This window comes from Brevundimonas sp. (assembly GCF_013823285.1).
Taxonomy (GTDB): domain Bacteria; phylum Pseudomonadota; class Alphaproteobacteria; order Caulobacterales; family Caulobacteraceae; genus Brevundimonas.
In genome coordinates, this window is record NZ_PNLV01000037.1 from 1 (window position 1) to 24,549 (window position 24,549).

Here is a 24,549-nt window from a genome sequence, read left to right on the forward strand (position 1 = left end):
TCCGCCCCGGCCGGGGCGACGGGCGGATCCGGCCGGTTTGATACTCTTGATACGATTCAGACCCCGTTTCTCCGGACGCCGGAGTCCGAAATCCAGCCCTTGTGCAGGGCCGGTTTCAGACCGATTTCGGACAATTCGGACTCTGTTTTTTCGGGTCCGGAGTCTGAAATCCGACCTCAGGCGGCGCACTCGGCGGGGACGTTGTCTTCGTCCTCCCACAGGGCGCAGCTGCGGTCGATCTCGGCCTGGATCATGGCGCAGGGGTTGGCCGGGTTGCAGGGCGGGCGGGTGGCCGGGCTGACCTGACGGCACTGGTCCGCCAGGGCCTGGGCGGCGGCCTGTCCCCGCTCCTCGGCGCAGCTGCCCACCTCGCCCCCGGGCAGCAGCCCCGGCGTGGGCGGCGAGGCCGGCGGGGTCGGCTCGGGGGCGGGCGCGCCCGCCGCGGGCGTCGGCGCCGGGGCTGCGGGGGGCGGGACCGGCTCGTCCGCCTGGCCGCAGGCGGCCAGCAGGGCCAGCGCCGCGAACGGCGCGGCGACGGGGGCGATCAGGCGGCGCAGGGGGCGAAACATGGGGCGGGCTCCTCAGTCCAGGGCGCAGATGTCGGGCAGGCCGCGCAGGCGTCCGCCCGCGTCCAGCCCATAGCCCACAAGGTATCGGCTGGGCGCCTCCCACCCCACGAAGTCGGGGGTCAGGGCGCGCGGCTCGGGCCAGGGCTTGCGGGCGAAGACGCAGGTCAGCACCTCGGCGGCGCCCGCCTCACGGGTGATGCGAACCGCCTCGGCCAGGGACAGGCCCGTGTCGAAAACGTCGTCCAGGATCAACACCTTGGCGCCCTCCAGCGAGCGCTGGCAGGGGGCGCGCACCTCCACCTGGCCCCTGCTGGCCTGGCCGTCCCCGTAGGAGGCCAGCCACAGGGCGTCGAAGCGCACATGCCGCCCCCGCCGGGCCAGGGCCCGGGTCAGGTCGGCGGCGAACCACAGCCCGCCGGTCAGCAGGCACACGGCGATGGTCTCGTCGTCGATGAGGGGGGCGATGCGCGCGGCCAGGTCCGCCACATGGGCGGCCACCTGGGCTTCGGGCAGCAGGACGGCGGGCGTTGCGGGGTCAGCCATGCGAGGCGGATAGCGCCTCGTCACCCGGGCTGTCGAGGGGTTCGGCCGCGATGGCCTCCTCCGGGCGCTCCAGCCCGATGGCCCCGCGCAGGATCGGCTCGGGCCGGAACTGCACCGAGGCGCTGGGCGGGGGAACGGGGGCCGGAACCGGCTCGGGCCGGGCGCTCAGGTCGAAGGCCACGCCGATGTCGGCCACCCGGGCCTGGGGATCCGGCGCCAGGGTGGCGAAGCCCAGCACCGCGCCGGGCGCGATGGCCGGGCCGGGCACGGTCAGCATCTGATGGCCGATCTCGCGGCCCTCGGCGTCCAGCAGGGCGATGCGCACCACCGGCGGGGTCACCGCCCGGTTGCGGACATTCCTCAGGGCGCCGGAGACCAGCACCTTGCCGTGGTCGTTGGGGGCGGGCCGGGCGCGCACCGAGGCGAACTCCAGCCCCACCGGGTTCACCGGGGCCCCCACGGCGGCGTAGGCGGCGGCGGTGCGCGGGTACATCTCCACCACCTGCACCCGGAACAGCCAGGCCGCGCCCAGCAGGCCCACGAACAGGCAGGCCAGTCCGGCCCAGACACCCCCCACGGCGGCGGCCCGGCGCATGCGCCGCTGCTGCTCGGCCCGCGCCCGGAACGCCTTCGGCAGCTCCGGCGCCGGCGCCTCGGCCAGGGAGTCGGGGGCCAGATCATCCCGCTTGCCGAACGCCGCCGGCTCTGCGGCCTTGGCGGTCAGCTCCAGCGGCTCGTCATGGGGGGTCGCGCGCCAGGTATGGGCGCACGACTGACAGCGCACGCGCCGCCCGTTCGGCCCCAGACTGTCGTCAGGCACGAAATAGCTGGTGGCGCACTCGGGACAGGTCAGTATCATGGCCGCGAATGCGAGGCGCGCCGCCCCCTCCCACAGGACCGCTCGCGCGATCCGAAATCCGTCAGTAACTTCATGCCGTTCACGTCCCGCCGCGCCACGACCAGCGCCCCGTCCGCTTTCACCGAGACCGCCCGGCTTCAGGGCGTGGATTTCGGCTACGCCAAAGGGCCCCGCGTGCTCCGGGACGTGGACCTCTTATTGCCCCGCGGCTCTTTCCACTTCCTTACCGGCCCGTCGGGCGCGGGCAAGTCGTCGCTGCTGCGTCTGCTGCACCTGACGGCGGCGCCCGGCCGGGGGCGGCTGAGCCTGTTCGGGGAGGAGACCGGGGGCCTGCGCAACCGCGATGTGACCGCCTTGCGCCGCCGCATCGGGGTGGTGTTCCAGGACTTCCGCCTGATGGATCACCTCAGCGTCTTCGACAACGCGGCCCTGCCCTTGCGGCTGGCCGGGCGCCGCGCCGGGGACTATGGCCCGGACGTTGAGGAGATGCTGCGCTGGGTCGGGCTGGGCGGCCGCATGGACGCCCTGCCGGAGACCCTGTCGGGCGGCGAGAAACAGCGGCTGGCCATCGCCCGGGCGGTGATCGGCAAGCCGGACCTGATTCTGGCCGACGAGCCGACGGGCAATGTGGACGCGGCCATGGGCGCACGGCTGCTGAAGCTGTTCCAGGGGCTGAACCGCATGGGCGCCACAGTGCTGATCGCCAGTCATGACACCGCCCTGGCCGAACGCTCGGGGGCCGACGTGCTGCATCTGGAGAACGGCCGCATCCACGGAGGGGCCGCATGAGCCGGGCCGGGAGCCTGCTGCCGCGCGACCCCGGCGGGGAGGCGTGGCTGGGCGCGGTGATCGGCGTGCTGTGCTTCATCGCCTGTCTGATGGCCGTCGGGGCCCTGGCGGCCGACCGGGCGGCGCACGGCTGGAGCGCGCGGCTGCGGGCCGAGGCGACGGTGCAGGTGCGGCCCCGGGCCGACGAGACCGGCGACGCCGCCGCAGCCCGCGCCGCCGAGACCCTGGCGGGCGTGGACGGGGTGGAGGAGGCCCAGGCCCTGGGCCGCGAGGCGGCCGAGGCCCTGCTGCGGCCCTGGATGGGCGAGGCGGCGCTGGAGGACCTGCCGCTGCCCCATCTGGTGACGGTACGCCTGTCGCCCGAGGCCCCGGCCTCGGCCCAGGCGCTGGGCGAGGCCCTGGCGGAGGCGGGGCTGGACGCCTCGGTGGACGATCACTCCCTCTGGCGCGGCGAGATCGAGCGCTCGGCCCTGACCCTGACCACCCTGGCGCTGGCGGCCTTCGCCCTGACGGCGACGGCGGCGGGGGCGGCCATCACCTATGCCACCCGGGCGGGCATCGCGGCGCGGCGGCGCGAGATCGAGATCCTCAGCCTGTCGGGCGCCGGGCACGGCCAGATCGCCTGGCAGTTCCAGAAGCGCTTCGGCCGGCTGGCGGCCATCGCCGGGGCCGGCGGCGGCGCGGCGGCGGCGGCGCTGCTGGCCGTGGTGCGTCTGGCCGGTGGCGAGGGGGGTCTGAGTCCCGCCCTGCCCCTGGTCTGGAGCGACCTTGTGATCCTCTCGCTTTCGCCTTTGCTTGCCGCTACGGTCGCCCTTGCAGCCGCCTGGCTGGCCGCGAGACGGGCTCTGGACAACAGGGCCCGCAACACGGCAAGCAGCAACGTTTCTTCCGGGGCAGGGAGCGTGGAATGAGATTACTGGCGGCCATCGTCATCGCCGTTCTGCTGTGGGGCGTGGGCCTGTTCGCCTTCGCGGACCGGGTGCGGTCGATCACGCCCGCGCCGGAGCCGGCGCCCGCCGACGGCATCGTGGCGCTGACCGGCCCGTCGGCCGCACGGGTCAATACGGCGGTGCGCCTGCTGGATCAGGGCAAGGCCCGGCGCCTGCTGGTCTCGGGCGTCAATCGCGAGGTGCGGCGCGAGGAGTTGCGGGCCCTGACGCCGGGCTCAAGCCGCCTGTTCGACTGCTGCGTGGATCTGGGTTTCGACGCCGAGAACACCATGGGCAACGCCCAGGAGATCGCCGCCTGGGCCCGCGCCAAGGGCTTCGACAGCCTGATCGTGGTGACCTCGGACTACCACATGCCGCGCAGCCTGCTGGAGATCCGGGGCATGGCCCCTGACGTCGCGCTGACGGCCCATGCCGTGCGCACCCCTTCGCTGGACAGCGACAACTGGTGGCGCTCGCCCGCCGACGCGCGGCGCATGGCTCTGGAGTACAACAAGTACCTGGTGGTGCTGGCCCGCGAGACGGTGCTGGGCCTGACCGGCAGGGGCCGCGCCGGGGACACCTCCCGGGGCGAGCCGGAAACGGCCTGAAGCCTTGATCATCCTGCGGTCCATTCTGTTCAACCTGTGGCTCTGGCTGTCCATGCCGCTGTTCGCCGTAGGCCTCTCTCCGGCGCTGCTGCTGCCGCACCGCTACGCCATGGCGGTCATCCGGCTGTGGGCCCACACGGTGCTGTTCGGCCTGCGCTGGCTGGCGGGCGTCAAGGTTGTGGTGACGGGGCTTGAGCACCGGCCCGCAGGCGCCGCCCTGCTGGCCGGCAAGCACCAGGGCATGCTGGACATCGTGGCCCCCTTCACCTTCCTGGACGACCCCTGTTTCGTGCTGAAGAAGGAGCTGACGCCCCTGCCCTTCTTCGGCTGGTTCGCGTGGAAGACGAAGATGATCGCCGTGGACCGGGCGGCCCATTCGAAGGCCCTGAAGGACATGGTGCGCCAGACCCGGGTGCGCCTGACCGAAGGGCGCCAGATCCTGATCTTTCCCGAGGGCACCCGGACGCTTCCCGGTCAGCCCGGCGACTACAAGCCCGGGGTGGCGGCCATCTACCGCGACCTGGACGCCCCGTGCCACCTGATGGCCACGGATTCCGGGCGCTGCTGGCCGGCGAAGGGCTTCATCTACCGCCCCGGCGTGGTCACCTTCGCCTTCCTCCCCCCCCTGCCAGCTGGCCTGAAGCGCGCCGAGTTCATGGCGAGGCTGGAATCCGACATCGAGGCGGCCTCGCGCGCTCTGCTGCGGGACTGAACACCCAGGCCGCAGCCGTCAGCCCCCGGGCGTCGCGCCCTCAGTCCTCGTCCGGGGCCTCGTCGGGAATTTCCGGCGTTTCAGGCGCGGCGGGCGCCAGGGTGCGGACCTCGCCCAGTTCGGCGCCCGGGAAGGTCTGCATCACCGCCCGCACGAAGGGATCGTCCAAAATCGCCTGACGCGCCACATCCTTCTCGCGACGGTCGCGCTCGATCAGGGTCTCGCCCCCGCCTTGGCCGTTGGCGGCGATCAGCCAGGTGCGGCCGGTCCAGTCCTTGAGCCGCGAGGCCAGCCGCCGGGCCAGATCGTGAGGCGCGCCGGGAACAGGCTCGAAGGTGATGGCGCCGGGCTTGAAGGCGATCAGGCGCACATAGCGCTGCACGTCCATCTGCAGGCCGATGTCGCGCTTCTCGCCGATCAGGGCCACGGTCTGGTCGAAGGTCTGGGGGTCGGGAAGGGTTTCGGCCTGTGCGGTTGGCCGCGCTGCGATCTGGGCGCTGGCCCCGCCGCCGCCGCCGCCGCCCCGCGGCGCCGACGCGCCGGAGCCGCCGCCCACGGGTTCGCCGGACTGCAGCTTCTTCAGCGCCTCTTCCGGGCCCGGCAGGTCGGCGGCGTAGGCGAGACGGACGATGGCCATCTCCACCGCATCGGCGGGATTGGGGGCGCGGCGCACCTCTTCATGGGCCTTCAACAGCATGGACCAGACCCGGGACAGGGATCCCGCCGAGATGGAGGCGCCCAGCGCCGCCAGCCTCTGGGCCTGATCATTGGGCAGGCGGGTGGCGGCCGGGCCGAGCATCTTGGAGACCGAGGCCGCGTGGCAGTGCTCCAGCAGATCGTTGACCACCTGGGTCGGATCGGCGCCGAAGCCATAGAGCTGGCGGAACATCTCCAGAGCCTCGGGGGTGCGGCCGCCCATCAGGCTTTCGAACAGGGCGATGGTCTGGGTGCGGTCGGCCAGCCCCAGCATGTCGCGCACCACCTCGGCCTTGACCATCTGGCCGCCCTCGGCCTGGACCAGAGCCTGATCCAGCAGGGACAGGCCGTCGCGCACCGAGCCCTCGGCGGCCCGGGCGATCAGGGCCAGGGCCTCGCTGTCGATCTTCATGCCCTCCTTGTCCGCCACCTTCGCCAGGTGCCCGGACAGGATCTCGGGCTCGACGCGGCGCAGGTCGAAGCGCTGGCAGCGCGACAGGATCGTCACCGGCACCTTGCGGATCTCGGTGGTGGCGAAGACGAATTTCGCGTGGGGCGGCGGCTCCTCCAGGGTCTTCAGCAGGGCGTTGAAGGCCTGGGTCGAGAGCATGTGCACCTCGTCCAGCACATAGACCTTGTAGCGCGCCTCGACCGGGCCGTAGCGGACGCTGTCCAGGATGTCGCGGATGTCGCCCACGCCGGTGTGGCTGGCGGCGTCCATCTCCATGACGTCCATGTGCCGGCCTTCCATGATGGCCGCGTCGTGGCGGCCATTGGCCGTCAGGGCCAGGGAGGGGCGGTCGATGGTGTCGGATTCGTTGTTCAGCGCCCGGGCCAGCAGGCGGGCCGTGGTGGTCTTGCCCACCCCGCGCACCCCGGTCAGCATGAAGGCGTGGGCGATGCGGCCGCTGGAAAAGGCGTTGGTCAGGGTGCGCACCATCGCCTCCTGACCGATCAGGTCCTCGAAGGTGAGCGGCCGGTATTTGCGGGCCAGCACAGTGTAGGCGACATCCGACGGCGGCGCGGCGGGCGCAGCCGGGGCCGGGGCCGGGGCCGGGGCCGGCGCTTTCACAGTCGCTTCGACGGGCGTTTCAACTGGCGCTTCCGGAGCGGCTTCGGCCGGGGCTCCAAACATGTCCTCGGTGTTGGGGTCCCGCTCCTGGGCTTCGGAGTCAGCCTCGCCGCCTTCGAGGGCGTCGTCCTCCCAGGGAGGCCCGTCCGATTTCAGGTCCGTATCGCTCATGCCCTGTCATAGCGCGCCGACTCCGCCGCTGCGAAGCCGCAAGGCGCGATTTCCAACAGTTTCCGAAAACGCCCTCAAGCAGCAAGGCCCCGCGGGCCGCGCGTCAGGGCGAAAATCGCGCCCTCAAGCAGCGAGCCGCCGCGCGGCGAGCGATAGGGCCAAAAATATGAAGGTGGAGACCGACACGACCCGAAGGTGAATTCGTTGTGGCTGCTGCCTTCCGGCCCTGACCAGGTTGGCGAAGCCTCCGCCCGCACCGATCTCCGTGAAGGGATATGGCGTCTAAACGCCGATTGATCAAGCGGGGCCTTCCGGCGTCGGCCGGTCGGGCCTAGATAGGCGGCGATGGCCTTTCTCCAGAATACCTTTTCCGGCAACCCGCTGGAGCGCGTCAGCGACCGGCGCAACGATCCCGACTGGATCGCCGAACAGGAGGAGAACCCCCACGCCCTGGCCCTTGCCCTGTGGGAGGGCCGGCCCCTGATCGAGGAACACGCCGAGGGCCCGCGTCTGGCCTGGCTGTCCATGCCCCACGCCATGGACCTGACCCGCGACCGGCGCGCCTTCCTGGGCCTGTGGAAGGACGCGCCGGTGTTCGCGGTGGAGTTCGAGGGCGCTGCCGATCCGGCGGCGGGGCCGGTCATGGGTCTGGGCGCCTTTCACGAGATGCGGGCGGCCGCCGCCCTGCTGCCGGGTCACGAGGCGGCCATGGCGGGGGCGGCCAAGTCCCTGTTCGACTGGCGCCGGCGGCACGGCTTCTGCGCCGCCTGCGGGACCGAGACCCGGGATTCCGGCGGCGGCTGGCGGCGGGCCTGCCCGGCCTGCCGGGCCGAACATTTTCCGCGGGTGGACCCGGTGGTGATCATGCTGCCGACGCATCAGGGGCGCTGCCTGCTGGGGCGTCAGGCCTCCTGGCCCGCCGGGCGCATGTCGGCCCTGGCCGGGTTCCTGGAGCCGGGCGAAAGCATCGAGGAGGCCTGCGCCCGCGAGGTGGAGGAAGAGGCGGGCCTCGAGGTCACCGCCGTACGCTATCATTCCAGCCAGCCCTGGCCCTTCCCGTCCCAGCTGATGATCGGCCTGATCTGCGACGTCAGCCATGACCGTGCCGCGCCGGACCAGACAGAGCTGGAGGCGGTGACCTGGCTGACCCGTGAGGAGGCCCGCGCCGTGCTTGCCGGAACCCATGCCGAGGTTCTGCCCCCGCCGCCCATCGCCATCGCCCGCACCCTGCTGCAGGCCTGGGTCGACGCCGAAGACTGACCCCTGCGACGCCGGGACGCCTTTCAGGCGGTTGCGAACCCCGCCGGGCCGTGTAAGACAGCCGCAAACCATGACCTTGGCCGGAATTCGGCCCTCTACACGGGACTCGACCACGCGCATGAGCGGCGATCTGAAGTGGAACAAGATTTTCGGCGCCGGTCTGGCGACAGTCCTCGTCATCCTGGGCGTGAACCAGGTGTCAGGCTTCATCTACTCCGGCAAACCGCCCGAGAAGATGGGCTATTTCATCGACGCGCCCGAGGAAGCCGCAGGCGGCGCCGCTGAAGTGGAATTGCCGCCGGACTGGGGCACGGTTCTGCCTGTGGCCGACATGACGGTCGGTGAGCGCGCCTTCGCCCGTTGCGTGGCCTGCCACACCATCAATCAGGGCGGGGCCGACGGCATCGGCCCGAACCTTTATGGCGTGGTCGGCGGCCCGATGCTGCACAGCGCGGGCTTCGACTATTCGCCCGCCCTGCGCGAGCACGCGGCCCAGAACCCCACCTGGACCTACGATGAGCTGGACCAGTTCATCACCGCCCCGTCCCGCCACGTGCGCGGCACCAAGATGTCCTTCGCCGGCATCCGAAACACCGAGGAGCGGGTGGCCCTGATCGCCTACCTGCGCTCGCAGGGCTCGGGCGGCTACGCCATCCCCGCGCCGGATCCCTCGCGCCAGCCCGGCGCCGAGGAAGAGACCCCGGCCGAAGGCGAGGCCGTCGAGGGCGAAGGGCTGGACCAGACCCCGGACGAGGGCGTCGCCGCCCAGCCGGACGAGGAGGCCACCAGCCCGGCCCAGCCCGCGGCGACCAGTTCTCCGCAGAACTGACGTCGGTTTTCAGGAAATCAAAGGCCCGGCCCGCAAGGTCCGGGCCTTTTTTGTGCGCGCCGGGGGCCGCCCCTAGAGGCGGCGGCAGGCGCTGGGAGGATCGCGGTGGGCCATGGCGTCGGAGAGCGCCTCCACCGCCACGCCCCTGTCGGGATCAACGTGGATCAGCCGTTCGCCGTCCAGCATCATGGCCACATGATCCGGCCAGAAAATCAAGTCGCCCCGCATCAGGGCGTCCATATCCGCAGGGCGGCCAAGGGTCTGCTGCTGGTCCGCCGCGCGGGGGCAGCCCAATCCGCAGGCGTACAGCGCCTGTTGCACCAGGGCGGGCGCATCCAGCCCGGTTCTGTCCCGTCCCCCGGCCTGGAACGGCGCGCCCACGAAGCGCTCGGCCACGGCGGCGGGTTCTGCATCAAAGGCGTGGAAATCGGCCAGATCGGCCACGGAGATCCAGCCCAGGCGGGCGAGACGGGCGAACGCGCCCTTCGTCTCCAGAACCGTCACCAGGGCGTTCAGGTTCAGCGCGGCCCGGGCCGCATCCCCTGGAGCATCGAAGACGGGCGCATCGAAGACCGGAGCATGGACCGAGGCGACCCGGTGGGTGGGCTCGACCACCTCTTCGGACAAGGCCTCGACGGCCACATGGCCCACGACCCCGTCTCGCCTGGAACGGCCCCACGCCCAGCCGCCCGAGATCTCCAGCACATCGAAAACTTCCCCGAAGGCCAGTTGGTCAACCAGAAGCGCGGCCTCATCGGCCCGGTGGCGCACCGGCGTCGCCGGCAGGAGGCACTGCATGGGGGCGACCGCCCGGTATCGCCCCGCCTCAAGCACGCCCTCAAGCGCCTGGTCGGCCAGGTCGGGCCGGGCCAGGGTCACGCGCGGATCATGGGCTAAGGGCAGGGACAAGGATCGCGGTCCATGGATCGGGAGCTTCATCCCTACACCGCGATGCCGAAGGGGCGGTTAATATCGTTGGTTACTGTCAGGCATAACGTGAGCGCAGCATGGCGAAACAGGCGCGCAGGGCCTGGGCTTCGCCGCCTTCAGGATGTCCCGGCCGCGCCCGCGGATTCCAAGCGAAGATATCCAGATGCGCCCACACCCCGGTCTTCGGCGCGAAGCGTTGCAGGAACAGGGCGGCGGTTACCGATCCGGCCTGGGCCCAGGCGGCGGAATCGTTGCGCAAATCGGCCATCTCGCTGTTCAGGCTGTCGCGGTAGCCGGGCCACAAGGGCATGCGCCACAAGGGATCCCGCACGCGGCACGCGGCCTCCAGCAGGTCGGCGGCGAGGGGTTCGTCATCGGTATAGACCGGCGGCAGTTCGGGGCCCAGGGCGATGCGGGCGGCCCCGGTCAGGGTGGCGAAATCCAGGGTCAGGTCCGGCTGATGCTCCCCGGCCCGGGCCAGGGCGTCGGCCAGGACCAGACGGCCCTCGGCGTCGGTGTTTCCCACCTCCACCGTCAGACCGGCGCGGGTGGACAGGATGTCGCCGGGCCGGAAGGCGTCGGCGGAGATGGCGTTCTCCACCGCCGCCACCAGCACCACCAGCCGCACCTTCAGGCCCGCCTGCATCACCAGCCGTCCCAGCGCCAGGGCGTGGGCCGAGCCGCCCATGTCCTTCTTCATGTTGCGCATGCCGGCGGCGGGCTTGATATCCAGCCCGCCCGTATCGAACACCACCCCCTTGCCCACCAGCGCCACCAGCGGCAGGTCCGTCTTGTCCAGATTCCAGCCGATCTCGATCAGGCGCGGCGCCCGCAGCGCCGTGGCGGCACGGCCCACGGCGTGAACGGCCGGATAGTTCGCCTCCAGCAGGGCGTCGCCGGTGGTGACGGTGATCGCGGCGCCGGATTCCTCGGCGATCTCGCGCGCGATGGTCTCGATCTGCAGCGGCCCCATGTCGGCGGCGGGCGTGTCCACCATCTCGCGGGCCAGGGCGGCGGCGGCGGCGATGCGGGTCAGGTCGTCCAGATCAGCGCCGTCCGGCGCGACCAGACGGGCCGCGCCATTGTCCTTGCGAGGTTTGTAACGGTCGAAGCGGTAGGCCCCCAGGGCGAAGGCCAGCGCCGCGAGCGCCGCGTCGCCGCCCTGCATCCCCTCGAAGGCGTAGTCCCCGGCGGGCAGGCGCGGGGCCAGGGCGCGGGCGGTCATGGGATCGAAGGCCTCGCCCGCCCCCCACAGGATCGTCTGAACGCTCCCGTCGTCGCCCGGAACCGCCAGCAGTTCGCCGCGCGCGCCCTTGAACCCGTTGGCCCTGGCCCAGGCGGCGACGCGGCCGTCCGTGATCCCGGCCCCCTCGGCGACGAGGCGGATCGGAACGGCGTGTCCTTCGGCGGAGGGGATGACGGCGTCGGGCATGGCGGTCTTTCACGGATTAACCAAGGATTGACGCGAACGGGCCAGACTCGGGCATGCAGGAAACCGTTCGGACCGAACCCATGTCGCGCAAGCTGACCTTCGCCGCAACCGCCCTCCTTCTGGCTTCGGCCGCCCCGGCCCTGGCGCAGCAGACGGCTGCTTCCACGGCGCCGGCCGCCGCCACCGCAGAGCAGCGCGCCGCCTACGACCGGGCGGACCCTCTGGCGCGTTCGGTGTTCTGGGGCCGCGAGGTGGAGGTCAACCCGAATGATCCGGTCGCGGGGGTGCGTCTGGCCCAGGCCCTGCGCGAACTGGGACGTCATGACCGCGCCGCCGAAGCGGCCCAGGCTGTGCTCATGACCCAGCCGGGCAATGTTGAGGCCATGCTGGAGATCGGGCGCGCCCATATCGCCCGCGGTCAGGCCTTCTACGGCGTCGCGGCGCTGGAGCAGGCGCGCGATACGGCGCCGAACGACTGGCGGCCCCTGTCGCTGCTGGGCGTGGCCTATCAACAGGTGCGGCGCCCCGCCGACGCCCAGGCCGCCTGGGCGGCCGCCCTCCGCCTCTCGCCGGACAATCCGACTGTCCTGTCCAACATGGCCATGGCCATGGTCGCCGGCGGCGACTCCGCTGGAGCCGAGCCGCTGTTGCGACGCGCCGTAGCCCAGCCGGGCGCGAGCCTTCAGATGCGCCAGAACCTGGCCCTGGTGCTCGGGCTGAACGGAAACCGGGCCGAAGCGGAGCAGATCCTGCGCCGCGACCTGCCGCCCGAGCAGGCGGACCGCAACCTGAACTGGCTGAACAACGAATCCGCCCGCCCCACCCGCGACCGCACCTGGGAGTCCCTGTCGGGACGCTGAGCAGACGGTTTTGGGCTTTAAGGCTTGAGGCTGGGGCGAAGAACGCCCTCAAGCCGCGAGCGTCCGCGACGCGAGCATAGGGCAAGAAAGAAGCTGCGGGCCGCCGCGAGGCGGACGCAGCGCCTTACATGCTGTCCTGGATCTTGATGATCGCCGGGCCCAGGATGACGATGAACAGCACGGGCAGGAAGAACAGGATCATCGGCACGGTCAGCTTGGCCGGCAGGGAAGCGGCCTTCTTCTCGGCCGCCGACAGGCGCAGGTCGCGGTTCTCCTTGGCCATGACGCGCAGGGCGGTGCCGAGAGGCGTGCCGTACTGTTCGGACTGGATCATGGAGGTCATGACGGCCTTCACACCCGGATGGTTGGTGCGCCGGGACATGCCTTCATAGGCCATGCGCCGCTCCGGCAGATAGCTGAGCTCGGCCGACAGCAGGGACATTTCCTCGGCCAGTTCGATGGAGCGGCCGCCGATCTCCTGGCTGACCTTGGCGATGGCGGCGTCCACGGACATGCCGGATTCCACGCAGATCAGCATCAGGTCGAGGGCGTCGGGAAACGCCTGCATGATCGAGGTCCGGCGCTTGGCGATGCGGTTCTCGAGGTACAGGTTCGGCGCATAGAAACCGATGCCCGCGGCCATCACCGTCAGGGCCAGGCGCGACATGGACGGCAGGTCCATCACCCCGAGGACGTAGAAATAGAAGATCGCCACGGACAGGAACACGAACGGGGTGGCGAAGCGGAAGAAGTAGAAGGTGGTCAGGGGGCGGGGACCGCGGAAGCCCGCCTGGGCCATCTTGTCGGCCACCTTGGGGTCTTCCAGCAGCTTGGAGAGGTTCAGCCGCTCCACCACCCGCTTCTTGAAGCCGTCGTCGGTGTGGCGCAACCCGCCCTGGGCGTTGCGGACAATGGCCTCTCTCGAGCGGCGACGCAGCTCCTCGCGCCGCACGGCGACGGCCTTCATGCGGCCCTCCAGCTGGGCGCCCTGGGCCATGGAGCCCAGCACGGTGACCAGGGTGGCGAAGACCAGCACTCCCACCCCGATCGAGAGCAGGTTCTGCATGTCCGTGAAGAAGGCGATCAGGTCCATCCGCCGCCCCTAGAACTTGAACGAGATCATGCGCTTCATCACGAAGATCCCCATGGACATCCACATGGCCGAGATCAGCAGCATGATCTGGCCGCGCGGATCGGTGAACAGCAGGATCATGTACGCGGGGGTGGTGATCATCACGATCATCATGACCGCCGGAGGCAGCGAGCCGATGATACCGGCCGAGGCCACGGCCTCGGACGACATGGCCTTGATCTTCTCGCCCATCATGCGGCGGGCGCGCAGCACCGTGGACAGGTTGCCAAGGGCTTCGGCCAGATTGCCGCCGGTCTTCTGCTGAATGGCGATGACGATGGAGAAGAAGCGCAGCTCCGGCGTCGGCATGCGCTCGTACATGCGGTCCAGCGCCTGCGACAGGGTCAGGCCCACGCCCAGACCCTCCACCAGCCGCTGGAACTCGGGACCCAGCGGCGCCGGGCTTTCGCGGGCGATGATCTTGAAGCAGTCGTGAACCGGCAGGCCCGACTTGATGCCGCGCACGATCACATCCACGGCGTTGGCGAATTCGCCCGAGAACTTCTTCATGCGGCGCTTGCCCAGGAAGCCCACGACCCAGCGGGGCAGCCCCACGCCGGTGATCAGGGCCACCCCGATGGTCAGCAGGGGATTGAGACCCAGCACCAGGGCGATCAGGCCGGACGCGAGACCGGACATGACGCTGAAGATGATGAAGGTGCGCATCTTCATGGACAGACCGGCCTGACGCAGCTTGGCCGCCATGGTCACACGGGCCTTGCGCTCCTTGCGGTCGGATTCCTTGAGCTGATCCATGATCTGCTTGCGGCGCTGTTCCGGCGTATTGGCGGCGGCGCGCGCGGCGGCCTGGGCCTTTTTGGGATTGCCGAACGCCTGGGCGCGCTTGACGGCCCGGCCCGAGGAATCATCCCCGCCGACGAAGACCCAGCCGAGGCTGGCGATGACCACGAAGGCGAGAACGGCGGCGGTGAGCTCCAGCATGGCCTATTCCGCCGCATCCAGGGCTTCGGCCAGTTCGCGCTCCAGCCCGTAATAGCGGGCGCGGTCCCAGAACCGGGGACGGGCGATGCCGGTGGAGCGGTGACGCCCGATCACGCGGCCGTTCTCGTCCTCGCCGGTGATCTCGTAGACGAACAGGTCCTGGGTCACGATCACGTCGCCTTCCAGCCCGACCACCTCGGTGATGTGGGTGATGCGGCGCGAGCCGTCGCGCAGGCGCGCGGCCTGGATGATCACGTCCACCGAGCCGACGATCATCTCGCGGATGGTCTTGGACGGCAGGCCGTAGCCGCCCATGGTGATCATGGACTCCATCCGGCTGATGGCCTCGCGCGGGCTGTTGGCGTGCAGCGTGCCCATCGACCCGTCGTGGCCGGTGTTCATGGCCTGCAACAGGTCAAAGGCTTCCGGGCCGCGCACCTCGCCGACGATGATCCGCTCGGGACGCATGCGCAGGCAGTTCTTGACCAGATCGCGCATGGTGATCTGGCCCTGACCCTCAAGGTTGGGGGGCCGGGTTTCGAGGCGGACCACGTGAGGCTGCTGCAGCTGCAGCTCGGCCGCGTCCTCGCAGGTCACGACCCGCTCGGTGGGGTCGATGAAGGCGGTCAGGGTGTTCAGCAGGGTGGTCTTGCCCGAGCCGGTGCCGCCCGAGATCACCAGATTGCACCGCGACGCGCCGATGACGCCGAGAACGCGCGCGCCCTCGGGACTGATGGAGGCGTACTCCACCAGGTTCTTCATCGTCAGCTTGTCTTTCTTGAACTTCCGGATCGTCAGGGTCGGGCCGTCGATGGCCAGCGGCGGGGCGATGACATTGACGCGCGAACCGTCCGGCAGGCGGGCGTCGCAGATGGGCGAGCTTTCATCCACTCGCCGGCCCACCTGGGACACGATCCGCTGGCAGATGTTCATCAGTTGGGTGTTGTCGCGGAAGCGGACGTTGGTCAGCTGGACCTTGCCGCCCACCTCGATGAACACCCGGCTCGCGCCGTTGACCATGATGTCGGCGATGTCGTCACGGGCCAGCAGCGGCTCCAGCGGGCCATAGCCCAGCACGTCATTGACGATGTCCTGGACCAGGTGCTCCTGCTCGGCCACCGACATGGAGACGTTCTTGATCGCCACCAGCTCGGCGACGATGTCCCGGATCTCCTCCGACGCGGCCTTGGTGTCCAGCTGGGCCAGCTGGGCCAGGTCGATGGTGTTCATCAACGCGTTGAAGATGGTGGTCTTCGTGGCGTGATAATAGTCGGACTGCTCGCTGACGATCTCGGCGACCGCCTGGGCCTTTTTCAGCTGCTCGAAGCCGGCGGTGGCGCGCGGTCCGGCGCCGGCGGGCCGCGGCGCGCCGCCCGATGGGGCCGCCGCGCGGCTCTCCTGGGGTTTGGGGGCCAGCGCCTCCAGCCGGTCCGGTTGAACATCGTCCAGAGGCGGCGAGACATAGGGCTGGGCCATGCGGCCCTGGCCGGGTGTCCGGGCGGGGTCGGCGCCAGGCGCGAAGGCCTCGGCCTCCGACGGCGCGGGCGCGGGCTGCGCCGGGCGCGAGGGCGCCAGGGTCTGGCCGGCCGATGCTGTGCGCTTGCCGAACACGATGCGGCCCTCTGCCTCCCTAGCGCTTGAACAGCTTGCCGAACAGCGACTTGCCGCCCGGTTTTCTGGCGGACGGCAGGGCCGCGATCTCGCGGCGCGACACGATCTGGGCCAGGGTCTGGAAGGCCTCGGCGGATTTGGACCTGGCGGCCGCCTCCAGGATCATCTGGCCGTTGTTGCCCGCCGCGCCGAACACCTTGGGCTCGAACGGAATGATCAGGCTGGGGTGAACGCCCAGCGCCGCGCCGAAGTCCTTGGCCGGAATCTCGGGACGGCCCGGCACGCCCACCTGATTCAGCACCAGCCGGGGCGGCGCGTCATTGGGCCGGCCCTGGCGGACCAGATCCATCATGTTCTTGGCGTTGCGCAGGGACGCCAGATCCGGCGTGGCCACCACGACCACCTCATCGGCCGCGATCAGGGTGCGGCGCATCCAGCCCGACCAGAGATGGGGCAGGTCCAGCACCACGAACGGCGCGGTCTGGCGAATGCGGGTGGTGACTTCCTCAAAGGCCTCGGGCGCGATGTCCCAGTCCCCGTCCAGGGTGGCGGGCGCGGCGAACAGGCTGAGCCGGTCGGTGCAGCGCACCATCATGCGGTCCAGCAGGGTCTGGTCCAGCCGCTCGGGCTGGCCCAGGGCGTCGGCCACGCCGTTCAGCGGATCCTGGTTGAAGTCCAGGCCTGCCGTGCCGAACGGCAGGTCATAGTCGACGATCACCGTATTGGCGCCGATCCTCTCGGACATGGCGTAGGCGGTGTTGTGGGCCACGGCCGAGGCGCCGGCCCCGCCCCGCGCGCCGACGAAGGCGATGGTCCGGCCCACGAAGGGCTGGGCCGGATCGTTGAACAGCCCGCCGATGGCCGCAATCAGCTGCAGGGGCTGGATCGGGGCCACCAGATATTCGCTCACGCCGCGCCGGATCAGCTCGCGATACAGCAGGATGTCGTTGGTGGGGCCGATCACCACCACCTTGGTGCCCTGATCGCAGACCTGGGCCAGGTGATCGATCTCGTTCAGCAGGTCCTGCGCGCCGGACAGACACTCCACCACGATCAGGGGCGGGGTCGGTTCATGGCCGTAGGTCTCGACGGCCGCGGCGACGCCGCCCAGCCGAACCTGGGTGGTGGTCCGCGACAGACGACGGTCCTGACCTGCGCGCTCGGCGGCGGCGAGGGTGTCCTGACGCTCGGCGAAAATGTGGATGGCGATGCGCGGGATCGAGACGTCGACGGCCTGGCCGACGGGGGTCAGGGCGCTGGCGGCGCCGGCCACCAGTTCACCCACCGGATTGAAGGGCGCGGCCGGAAGCTGGGACGCGGGCTCGGGCGCCGGATCCAGTCCCCCGGAGGCGGTGAACTGCAGCGGCTGCCGGTCCGTGTCAGGCGTCGCCCCCGGTCCGGGCGGCGGGCCGAGATCGAGGTCGAGGTCATCCTCGAACTCATCATAGGGCTGTGGCGCGAAGGCGTTATTCATCTGTGATGCCCGCTCCTAGTCCACGGCCTGCGAGACCCGGCTGCGCACCAGCTCTTCCTGGGGCGCAGAGGTGGGTTCGCCCGCCCGGTAGTTCTCGAACACCACCGCGCGGCGGCCGGCGTCGGCCGGCGTCATGGCGCGCGGCGCGGCGATGTCGCGCGGATCAGCGATCTGGGCCGCCAGATTGGCGTTGACGGCGCAGCCGAAATTGGACGGCGACAGGTTCGAACCGGTGCGCGACAGCCTTTCCCGCCCGGCGTCGCAGCGCGGCACGTGCGCGCGCACCGTCGTGAACCCGGCCAGGATCGGCGCCCGGGGATCCGGCGCGTAATAGCTCTCCATCCGGATGCGTTCGCCGGGCACGCCCATCTCCTGAAGGGCGGCGCGGGTATTCCAGGCGGCCTCGCCCGCGACGGGATCGCTCCCGGCGGGGGCCTGCACCACAATCAGGTCTCCGCCGGCGTGGGCGAAACGCCCGGCCAAGGCCGACAGGGCGGCGCGCTGGTTGGTCGAAAGACCGGTCGGATGAACCGCCAGGGCGATGCGGTCCAGGCCTTCCTCCACCTGCAGGGCCCAGCGGGCCGTCGGGGTGACGGGGACGGGCGTGAACGAACCGGCGCCGCCGGCGCAGGCCGCCAGAGCGGCGCAGGAGGCCAGGGCGGCGATCAGGATGAGGGGTCGCGCGGGGGTCATGGCCTCTCCTATTCGATCACATAGCCGACCGGTCCCTGCCAGCCGTTGGACGGCGAGGCGGGAGACGGGGCGGGCGTTCCATAGGCCCGGTTCAGCTGGCCGAAGAAGATGGTCTGGGCGTCGCCGGCGATCTGCAGGCCGTCGGCCGGCGTCTGCAGGGCGTCACGGCCTGTGGGCGAGACGATGAACGGCTCGATGATGATGACCAGCTCGGTCTCGCCCATCAGATAGTCGCGAGACCGGAACAGGGCGCCGAGAACCGGCAGATTGGTCACGCCCGGCAGGGAGTCGATGTTCTGGCGGGTGGATTCCTGCAGCAGGCCCGCGATCATCATGGCCCCGCCCGAGGGCATCTCGACCGTCGTCTGGGCGCGGCGGACGTTGAGGCCCGGCAGGGTGATGGCGTTCGGCGTCCCCGCCCCCAGGGTCAGGGCGCCCTGGCTGGTCAGCTCGGACACCTCGGTGGAGATCTGCAGCGAGATGCGGCCGCCCGACAGAACCACCGGGCGGAACGACAGCGCCACGCCGTAGGGCTTGTACTCGGTCAGGATGTTGCCCTGCTGGTCGCGCCCCACCGGCACCGGGAACTCGCCGCCGGCCAGGAAGCTGGCGTTCTCGCCGTTGATGGAGGTCAGGTTCGGCTCGGCCAGGGTGCGCACCAGCCCCACCCGTTCGAAGGCGCGCAGGGTGGCGGTGATGCTTTCCGGCCCCGTGTCCTCGTAGGTGAGACCGCCGCCGCCCAGGATCGAACCGCCCACCCCGAAGGTGGCCGTCTGCTCGAAACGGAAGGTGTCCCCGGCGCTGGCCACCAGGGCGTTCATGTCCAGTCCCAGCTGCTTGACGGCGCTGCGCTGCACCTCGACGACGCGGGCGCGCAGGGTCACCTGATCAGCCCCGGTCACGCCGATCATGTTGAGGACCCGGTCAGGGTCGCTGACGAACTGGCGGGCGATCTGGGCCGCACGATCGGCCTCGGCCGGGGTGGAGGCCGTGCCGGTCAGGATGATGCTTTCGTTCACCGCCTCGGCGCGGATGCTCGCGCCGGGCAGGAGGCGGGCCAGGGTGTCCGACAGGGCGCCGACCCCGGCGTCCACCCGTATGGAGAGGTTCAGGATGGCGCGGCCCGAAGCGTCCAGGAAGACCGCATCGGTCTCGCCCGGCGCGATGCCCACCACCGTGATGCGGCGCGGCGAATGCAGCATGGCTTCGGCGACCGCCGGGTTGGAGACGATGACGTCCCGGGCGTCGACGGGCAGATCCACCGAGGCCGAGCGTCCCCGGGGCAGGTTCAGGGACTGGGTTTCTCCACCCACGGCGACGCGGACGCTGGACTGGGCGGCGGCCGGCGCGGCCGACAGCGGCGCCAGGGCCAGGGCGACCGCCGAAATCAGGGCCAGGGACGTTCTCATTGGAGCACCACCGTTTCGACCTGGTCGCCGCGATGGATGCGCACGACCCGGGTGTCGCCGTTTCCGGAGGCCATGCGGCCGGTGCGTCCCGAAGGTCCGGCCGCGTCGGCGTATGAGCGCAGCACCAGGGACAGGTCGCCTTCGGCCCGGGCCAGGGAGAGGATCTCGGCGTCGCCCGGCGACACCTCCAGGGTGGCGGTCGCCCCCACCACGGACTGGGCCTCATCACTCGCCTGGGTCGTCTGGTCGACGGCCAGCACCTTGACGTTCTGCATGACGGTCGTGGTGGTGTGCCGCTGGGCGGACCCGCCCTCCTGATTGTTGTTGCGAAGTTCGCGGGTCATGATCACGTCGACCCGGTCGCCCGGCAGGATGAAGCCGCCGGCGGCGGTCTCCACCGAGACGCGGATGGCCATGGCGCGCATGCCCGGCTCCAGATAGGCGGCCAGGAAGCCGCTGTCGCCCGAGCGCACGATCTTGCGGGCCACGATGGGCTCGCCGGCCACAAAGCTCTCGCGCACCACGGCGCCGACAAAATCGGACTGGGCGCCGGTCCCGGCGATGGCGTTCACAGCGCGGGTCACAGTGGCGGCGGCCCCTTCGACCTGATTCTCGAGGGCGGGGGCGGCTTCGGCCTCGCCCTCGGCGGGCGGAGCGGCGGCGGGCAAGGCAACGGAGCCGTCGGTGACATAGGCCGGATTCAGCCCGTCGATGGGCCACTCCTTCCACTCCATGTCGCCGGCATCCAGCCGCTTGCCGACCGGAACGTCGCGAGCGGCGACCAGAACCCGGGCCATGCGGGGCGTCTCCACGGCCGCGGAGGCGGTGGCGGTGGCGGTGGGCTCGCCACCGGAATTGCCCATGGCGCGCACCACCAGCGCAAGGGCGATGGCGGCGACGGCGGCGATGCCGATGACTGCAATGCGGGCGGGTTTCATCCTGTCCGTCTCCGAAGAAGCCAGGCGGAATCGGAATCCGACCCCCTTGCCGTTAACGAACATGCAGGGCGCGGGTTAACGCGTCCCTAAGCGACGGATTCAGAAGGCGGCGATCATCATGGCGCTGGACGGCCAAGCCAGAAGGGCGCCGGCGGCGATGGCCACGCCGTAGGGAATGTCGCCCTTCGGCTCCAGCAGACGTCCCACCCAGGCCGGGGCGGCCGGCGCCAGGGCGGCGAACTGATTCCGGGCCATCAGCAGACCGACGCTGAACAGGCCGCCGACCACCGCTGTCCACAGGGCGAAGATCAGCACCCCGTCCGGCCCCATCCACAGGCTGAGGGCCGCCATCAGCTTGGCGTCGCCGCCGCCGATGACCCCCAGGGCGAACAGGCCGACCCCGATGATGAGGGCGACGACGCCGATGCCCAGGTGAAACAGCAGGGCCTCCCAGCCCAGGCCCGCCAGCAGGGCGGCCGGGATGAAGGCGGCGATCAGGACCAGGGACATCCAGTTGGGAATGGTCATGGTGGTCAGGTCGCGCACGCCCGCCAGAACGGCGATGACCGGCAGTATGGCGAGCAGGGCCCAGGTCAGAATGTCCATTCCGCCATCAGGACAAGCACCGCTTAAGAACCCGTTTTCATGCTCATGGCGACTGGTCGACCGGATGGAAATCCAGGCCGTCGGACAGGGCCGGGAATCCCCCATTCTTCAAGGCCGGCGCCTTGTCGGACAAGAGAGTGGCGCCCTGGAAGGCCCATTATGCGCCCCCCTGTCCCGGGCGCCCTTATGATGGCCTCATGGTCGAACGCATTCAGGGAGGCGCCTTTCAAGTGAGACTCCATTGCACTGTTTTTCAGTCGGCCCGTCTCACCGTCACCAGGGAGGGATTTCGGACAATTCAGACAATTCAGACCCTGTTTTTTTCGCCGCCGGAGTCTGAAATCCGAAGGGCCCAGACGAAAGGGCCGCGGCGTTTCCGCCGCGGCCCCTCGCATTACTGGTGGTTCGCTGGGGCGTTTAGCCTTCGCCGCCACCGCCGCCAACAGCGTTAGCGACCGAGTTGAAGGCGGTGCTCATGTTGCCGCCCAGCAACTGCAGGGCGCCGATGATGACCACGGCGATGAGGGCGGCGATCAGACCGTATTCGATGGCCGTGGCGCCGGACTCGTCCTTGGCGAACTTGTTGATGAACGTCTTCATGTAAATCTTCCTCTCGAATTCTAGCGAGCAACTGTTCCCGTTCAGGGCCGCCGGATTTGCCCGCCTGACCCCCGTTCTACGCAAACGAGATTGGACCGGGTCGTGTTAATACCAAGTAAAATGGAAACTCACTTCGGGTGATTTCTATAGTTAGCGAGTATTTACCGTAAACATCTCTTAACCATGTCGTGGCGTGGCGACGGAGCTTCAGGATTTGTTGAGGGTTCGCGCGCATGCTTCGGCCTTCTCACGCGCGCCCACGCGCCCTCTCGAATGAGACCGCCCCATGCGTCTGCTCGCCCCGACCCTCGCCGCGGCCCTTCTGGCAGCCGCCGCCTTCCCCGCCCTGGCCCAGAACCGCGGGCTCGACGTGGAGATCGACCGGGCCCAGCGCATCCAGCTGCGCGGCGCGGCGTCGTCCGTCATCGTGGCCAACCCGGCGGTGGCCGACGTCACCATGGTGGACGCCTCGACCCTTTATGTGACCGGGCGCGGCTACGGTTCCACCGAAGTGGTGGTCGTCGACGCCATCGGGCGCACCCTCTACCACACCGTAGTCACCGTGACCGCGCCCTCCGCCGGCCATGTCCGGGTCTGGCGGGGCGGAACGGCGACGGAGATGTCCTGCGGCGCCGGCTGTGCGCCCAGCCAGCGCCAGGCCCCGGCTCCGGCGTCCGCGCCTGACGGGACCCCCTGACGTCGGATCGGGGGCCAGCATGATGAAGGGATCACCATCACGACTGCTGAGGCTGAGACGCTTCCGCCGCGACCAGGGCGGGGCGACGGCCATTGAGTTCGCCTTCGTGGCCGCTCCCTTCTTCTTCATGATGTTCGCCCTGATTGAACTGGGCGTGCTGTTCGTCATGGATGTGACCCTGGAGACCGCGGTCAGCCAGACCGGTCGACTGGTGCGCACCGGCCAGGCGCACGAACGGGCCATGAGCGTCTCGCAATTCCGGCAGGAAGTCTGCGCCCGCATGGGCGTGTTCGAAAGCCAGTGCACAGATCGCCTGCTGGTGGACGTGCGTGTGATTCCCCGCTTCACCGGCCAGACCCCGCCCGATCCCGTCGACGAGAACGGCGAACTGTCCGAGAGCGGTTTGCTGTTCGCCATCGGCGGGCCCCGCGACATCATCCTGATCAGCGCCTGGTATCCCCAGCCGCTCTTCACGCCCCTGGTGTCCCAGGGCGCGGAGCGCGTGGCGGGCCAAAGGGTGCTGAACGTGACCACCGCCTTCCGCAACGAGCCGTTCGGATCATGAGGCGCGCCCGGGACGAAAGGGGCTTCCTGACGCGCCTGCGGGGCGACCGTCGCGGCGTATCGGCGGTGGAGTTCGCGCTGATCGCCCCGGTGATCCTGCTGTTCTATTTCGGCCTGGCGGAGTTCTGTCAGGCCTTCATGGCCCAGAAGCGCATGGGCCGCACCGCCGCCACCGTGGCGGACCTCGTCACCCAGAACGAGACGGTCACCGTGTCCGATGTGGCTGACGTGTTCGAGGTGGGCCGGCTGATGATGCGCCCCTTCCCGTCCACGCCGCTGGAGCAGCGAGTCACGGCCCTCACGCGCCGGGCCGACGGCCAGGTGCGCGTGGACTGGTCCCGGGCCCAGGGCATGACCGCCCGGGGCGCCGGCTCCACAGTGGAGATTCCCGACGGACTGATCGCCGCGAACGAAAGCCTGGTGATGACCGAGATCACCTATGACTATGAATCCCCCTTCGGCGAACTTCTGCCGGGCCTGACCCGGTTCAGCCACACCTATTATCTGCGCCCGCGCAAGGTGGAGCAGGTGGCCTGCACCGACTGCTGACGGGAATCGCCGCCGCCCCCTGTCATCCTTGGCCGCCCGGCATTAGATAGGCGGCATGAAGGATCTCAACGAACTCATGAAACAGGCCCAGGCCATGCAGCAGAAGCTGCAGGACGCCCAGGCGAAGATGGCGGAATCCTCGGCCGAGGGCACCTCGGGCGGCGGTCTGGTCACCGTGGGCCTCAAGGGCCCCGGCGAGATCACCCACGTCCGGATCGACGACAGCCTGATGGCGCCTGGCGAAGGGGAAATCCTGGCCGACCTGATCGTGGCCGCCCATGCCGACGCCAAGCGCAAGCTGGACGCGGTCAACGCCGAGTTGATGCGCGAGGCCGCCGGGCCCATGGCGGGCATGAACATCCCCGGCATGCCAAAACTGTTCTGACATCCCCATGGCCGCGTCCGCCGGACCCGAGATCGAGCGCCTGATCAGCCTGCTGGCCAAGCTGCCCGGAATGGGTCCGCGCTCGGCCCGTCGCGCGGCCCTGGCCCTGCTGAAGCGGCGCGAGCAATTGCTTGAGCCGCTGGCGGCGTCGCTGGCGGAGACGGCGGCCAAGGTGCGATCCTGTTCGGTCTGCGCCGCGCCCGACACCCGCGATCCCTGCTCCATCTGCGCCGACCCCGGGCGCGACGGCGGACTCATCTGCGTGGTGGAGGAGGCCGGCGCCCTGTGGGCTATGGAGCGGTCCGGCGCCTTTCGCGGCAAATACCATGTGCTGGGCGGCCTGCTGTCGGCGCTGGACGGGGTGGGGCCCGAAGCGTTGCGCATCAGCGAGCTGGTCGGCCGGGCCCGCGAAGGCGCGGTCAGGGAAGTGGTCCTCGCCCTGCCCGCCACTGTCGACGGCCAGACCACCGCCCATTATCTGGCTGATCGTCTTTCGGGGACGGAGGTCCAGATCACCAGTCTGGCCCGCGGCGTGCCCGTGGGCGGCGAACTGGACTGGCTGGACGACGGCACCATCGTCCAAGCCATGCGCCAGCGCCGCCCGGCCTGACCCGGAGACGCCGCACGAAAAAGCCCCGCGCCGGGCGGCGCGGGGCTCCCATCGTCTGATCGAAACCTCGCCTCAGGCGA

General features: G+C 70.2%; 27 protein-coding genes and 1 other RNA gene. 12 read left to right on the top strand and 16 right to left on the bottom strand.

Annotation, left to right across the window (positions count from 1 at the left end):
- Positions 1-176: 176 nt before the first annotated feature.
- Genes C0461_RS07160 through C0461_RS07170 form a run of 3 tightly spaced genes read right to left on the bottom strand, consistent with a single transcriptional unit; the run spans position 177 to position 1,971 of the window.
- A complete protein-coding gene (locus C0461_RS07160) occupies positions 177-569 on the bottom strand; it encodes a hypothetical protein (protein ID WP_292105216.1) in 393 nt (130 codons plus the stop codon).
- A gap of 12 nt (positions 570-581) precedes the next feature.
- Positions 582-1,112 (bottom strand): phosphoribosyltransferase family protein, encoded by a 531-nt coding sequence (locus C0461_RS07165; protein WP_292105218.1) that lies wholly within the window; start codon positions 1,110-1,112, stop codon positions 582-584.
- The gene (locus C0461_RS07170; RefSeq protein ID WP_292105220.1) at positions 1,105-1,971 is read right to left on the bottom strand and encodes an MJ0042-type zinc finger domain-containing protein; all 867 of its coding nucleotides are present in this window, start codon (positions 1,969-1,971) and stop codon (positions 1,105-1,107) included. The genes C0461_RS07165 and C0461_RS07170 overlap by 8 nt, the downstream gene beginning before the upstream one ends.
- Before the next feature lie 72 nt (positions 1,972-2,043).
- On the opposite strand from C0461_RS07170, the gene C0461_RS07175 reads away from it, so the two are divergent.
- Genes C0461_RS07175 through C0461_RS07190 form a run of 4 tightly spaced genes read left to right on the top strand, consistent with a single transcriptional unit; the run spans position 2,044 to position 5,009 of the window.
- Positions 2,044-2,760 carry an ATP-binding cassette domain-containing protein gene (locus C0461_RS07175; protein ID WP_292105222.1) on the top strand — a complete coding sequence of 239 codons (717 nt, stop codon included), beginning with the start codon at positions 2,044-2,046 and terminating at the stop codon, positions 2,758-2,760.
- The gene (locus tag C0461_RS07180; RefSeq protein WP_292105224.1) at positions 2,757-3,671 is read left to right on the top strand and encodes an FtsX-like permease family protein; all 915 of its coding nucleotides are present in this window, start codon (positions 2,757-2,759) and stop codon (positions 3,669-3,671) included. Before C0461_RS07175 ends, C0461_RS07180 begins: the two co-directional genes overlap by 4 nt.
- Positions 3,668-4,297 (top strand): YdcF family protein, encoded by a 630-nt coding sequence (locus tag C0461_RS07185; RefSeq protein ID WP_292105226.1) that lies wholly within the window; start codon positions 3,668-3,670, stop codon positions 4,295-4,297. Before C0461_RS07180 ends, C0461_RS07185 begins: the two co-directional genes overlap by 4 nt.
- Before the next feature lie 4 nt (positions 4,298-4,301).
- Positions 4,302-5,009, top strand: coding sequence for a lysophospholipid acyltransferase family protein (locus tag C0461_RS07190; RefSeq protein ID WP_292105227.1), 708 nt, complete (start codon positions 4,302-4,304; stop codon positions 5,007-5,009).
- A gap of 40 nt (positions 5,010-5,049) precedes the next feature.
- Here the strand turns inward: C0461_RS07190 and C0461_RS07195 are convergent, their stop codons facing one another.
- Together C0461_RS07195 and ffs are read right to left on the bottom strand one after the other, a co-directional pair.
- A complete protein-coding gene (locus C0461_RS07195) occupies positions 5,050-6,948 on the bottom strand; it encodes a DNA polymerase III subunit gamma/tau (protein WP_292105229.1) in 1,899 nt (632 codons plus the stop codon).
- A 170-nt stretch (positions 6,949-7,118) separates the two neighbouring features.
- Positions 7,119-7,214: signal recognition particle sRNA small type (gene ffs, locus C0461_RS07200), an RNA gene on the bottom strand.
- Between the two features lie 79 nt (positions 7,215-7,293).
- Here ffs and nudC point away from each other — a divergent pair.
- Together nudC and C0461_RS07210 are read left to right on the top strand one after the other, a co-directional pair.
- Complete coding sequence (nudC, locus tag C0461_RS07205; RefSeq protein WP_292105230.1) at positions 7,294-8,208, top strand: NAD(+) diphosphatase; 915 nt, start codon at positions 7,294-7,296, stop codon at positions 8,206-8,208.
- 118 nt (positions 8,209-8,326) lie between these two features.
- The gene (locus C0461_RS07210) at positions 8,327-9,037 is read left to right on the top strand and encodes a cytochrome c family protein (RefSeq protein ID WP_292105231.1); all 711 of its coding nucleotides are present in this window, start codon (positions 8,327-8,329) and stop codon (positions 9,035-9,037) included.
- A 72-nt stretch (positions 9,038-9,109) separates the two neighbouring features.
- Here the strand turns inward: C0461_RS07210 and C0461_RS07215 are convergent, their stop codons facing one another.
- Positions 9,110-9,946: an NlpC/P60 family protein gene (locus C0461_RS07215; protein WP_292105233.1), complete on the bottom strand. Its 837-nt coding sequence runs from the start codon at positions 9,944-9,946 to the stop codon at positions 9,110-9,112.
- 76 nt (positions 9,947-10,022) lie between these two features.
- Positions 10,023-11,399: a leucyl aminopeptidase family protein gene (locus C0461_RS07220; RefSeq protein ID WP_292105235.1), complete on the bottom strand. Its 1,377-nt coding sequence runs from the start codon at positions 11,397-11,399 to the stop codon at positions 10,023-10,025.
- A gap of 80 nt (positions 11,400-11,479) precedes the next feature.
- Here C0461_RS07220 and C0461_RS07225 point away from each other — a divergent pair, with 80 nt between their 5' ends.
- The gene (locus C0461_RS07225; protein ID WP_292105237.1) at positions 11,480-12,259 is read left to right on the top strand and encodes a hypothetical protein; all 780 of its coding nucleotides are present in this window, start codon (positions 11,480-11,482) and stop codon (positions 12,257-12,259) included.
- 124 nt (positions 12,260-12,383) lie between these two features.
- Here C0461_RS07225 and C0461_RS07230 read toward each other — a convergent pair whose 3' ends face one another.
- The 9 genes from C0461_RS07230 to C0461_RS07270 all read right to left on the bottom strand — a co-directional run bounded on the left by C0461_RS07230 (position 12,384) and on the right by C0461_RS07270 (position 21,664).
- Positions 12,384-13,352: a type II secretion system F family protein gene (locus C0461_RS07230; protein WP_292105239.1), complete on the bottom strand. Its 969-nt coding sequence runs from the start codon at positions 13,350-13,352 to the stop codon at positions 12,384-12,386.
- A 9-nt stretch (positions 13,353-13,361) separates the two neighbouring features.
- Positions 13,362-14,333, bottom strand: coding sequence for a type II secretion system F family protein (locus tag C0461_RS07235; RefSeq protein WP_292105240.1), 972 nt, complete (start codon positions 14,331-14,333; stop codon positions 13,362-13,364).
- A gap of 3 nt (positions 14,334-14,336) precedes the next feature.
- Positions 14,337-15,809 (bottom strand): CpaF family protein, encoded by a 1,473-nt coding sequence (locus C0461_RS07240; protein WP_292105259.1) that lies wholly within the window; start codon positions 15,807-15,809, stop codon positions 14,337-14,339.
- Between the two features lie 154 nt (positions 15,810-15,963).
- Positions 15,964-17,418: an AAA family ATPase gene (locus C0461_RS07245; protein WP_292105242.1), complete on the bottom strand. Its 1,455-nt coding sequence runs from the start codon at positions 17,416-17,418 to the stop codon at positions 15,964-15,966.
- Positions 17,419-17,433: 15 nt separating this feature from the next.
- Positions 17,434-18,111, bottom strand: a complete 678-nt coding sequence (locus C0461_RS07250; protein WP_292105243.1) for a CpaD family pilus assembly protein — start codon at positions 18,109-18,111, stop codon at positions 17,434-17,436.
- Between the two features lie 8 nt (positions 18,112-18,119).
- On the bottom strand, positions 18,120-19,520 hold the full coding sequence (locus C0461_RS07255) for a type II and III secretion system protein family protein (protein WP_292105244.1): 1,401 nt from the start codon (positions 19,518-19,520) through the stop codon (positions 18,120-18,122).
- A complete protein-coding gene (cpaB, locus tag C0461_RS07260) occupies positions 19,517-20,458 on the bottom strand; it encodes a Flp pilus assembly protein CpaB (protein ID WP_292105245.1) in 942 nt (313 codons plus the stop codon). The genes C0461_RS07255 and cpaB overlap by 4 nt, the downstream gene beginning before the upstream one ends.
- Before the next feature lie 99 nt (positions 20,459-20,557).
- The gene (locus tag C0461_RS07265; protein ID WP_292105246.1) at positions 20,558-21,064 is read right to left on the bottom strand and encodes a prepilin peptidase; all 507 of its coding nucleotides are present in this window, start codon (positions 21,062-21,064) and stop codon (positions 20,558-20,560) included.
- Between the two features lie 417 nt (positions 21,065-21,481).
- Positions 21,482-21,664 carry a Flp family type IVb pilin gene (locus tag C0461_RS07270; RefSeq protein WP_292105248.1) on the bottom strand — a complete coding sequence of 61 codons (183 nt, stop codon included), beginning with the start codon at positions 21,662-21,664 and terminating at the stop codon, positions 21,482-21,484.
- Positions 21,665-21,950: 286 nt separating this feature from the next.
- Between C0461_RS07270 and C0461_RS07275 the strand changes: the two genes are divergently transcribed.
- Genes C0461_RS07275 through recR form a run of 5 tightly spaced genes read left to right on the top strand, consistent with a single transcriptional unit; the run spans position 21,951 to position 24,469 of the window.
- Positions 21,951-22,361, top strand: a complete 411-nt coding sequence (locus C0461_RS07275; RefSeq protein WP_292105250.1) for a pilus assembly protein N-terminal domain-containing protein — start codon at positions 21,951-21,953, stop codon at positions 22,359-22,361.
- A gap of 19 nt (positions 22,362-22,380) precedes the next feature.
- Entirely contained in the window at positions 22,381-22,926 is a 546-nt protein-coding gene (locus C0461_RS07280; protein WP_292105253.1) for a TadE/TadG family type IV pilus assembly protein, read from the top strand.
- The gene (locus C0461_RS07285; protein ID WP_292105255.1) at positions 22,923-23,474 is read left to right on the top strand and encodes a TadE/TadG family type IV pilus assembly protein; all 552 of its coding nucleotides are present in this window, start codon (positions 22,923-22,925) and stop codon (positions 23,472-23,474) included. The genes C0461_RS07280 and C0461_RS07285 overlap by 4 nt, the downstream gene beginning before the upstream one ends.
- A gap of 55 nt (positions 23,475-23,529) precedes the next feature.
- Positions 23,530-23,859 carry a YbaB/EbfC family nucleoid-associated protein gene (locus C0461_RS07290; RefSeq protein ID WP_292105256.1) on the top strand — a complete coding sequence of 110 codons (330 nt, stop codon included), beginning with the start codon at positions 23,530-23,532 and terminating at the stop codon, positions 23,857-23,859.
- A gap of 7 nt (positions 23,860-23,866) precedes the next feature.
- Complete coding sequence (gene recR, locus C0461_RS07295) at positions 23,867-24,469, top strand: recombination mediator RecR (protein ID WP_292105258.1); 603 nt, start codon at positions 23,867-23,869, stop codon at positions 24,467-24,469.
- Positions 24,470-24,549: the final 80 nt, after the last annotated feature.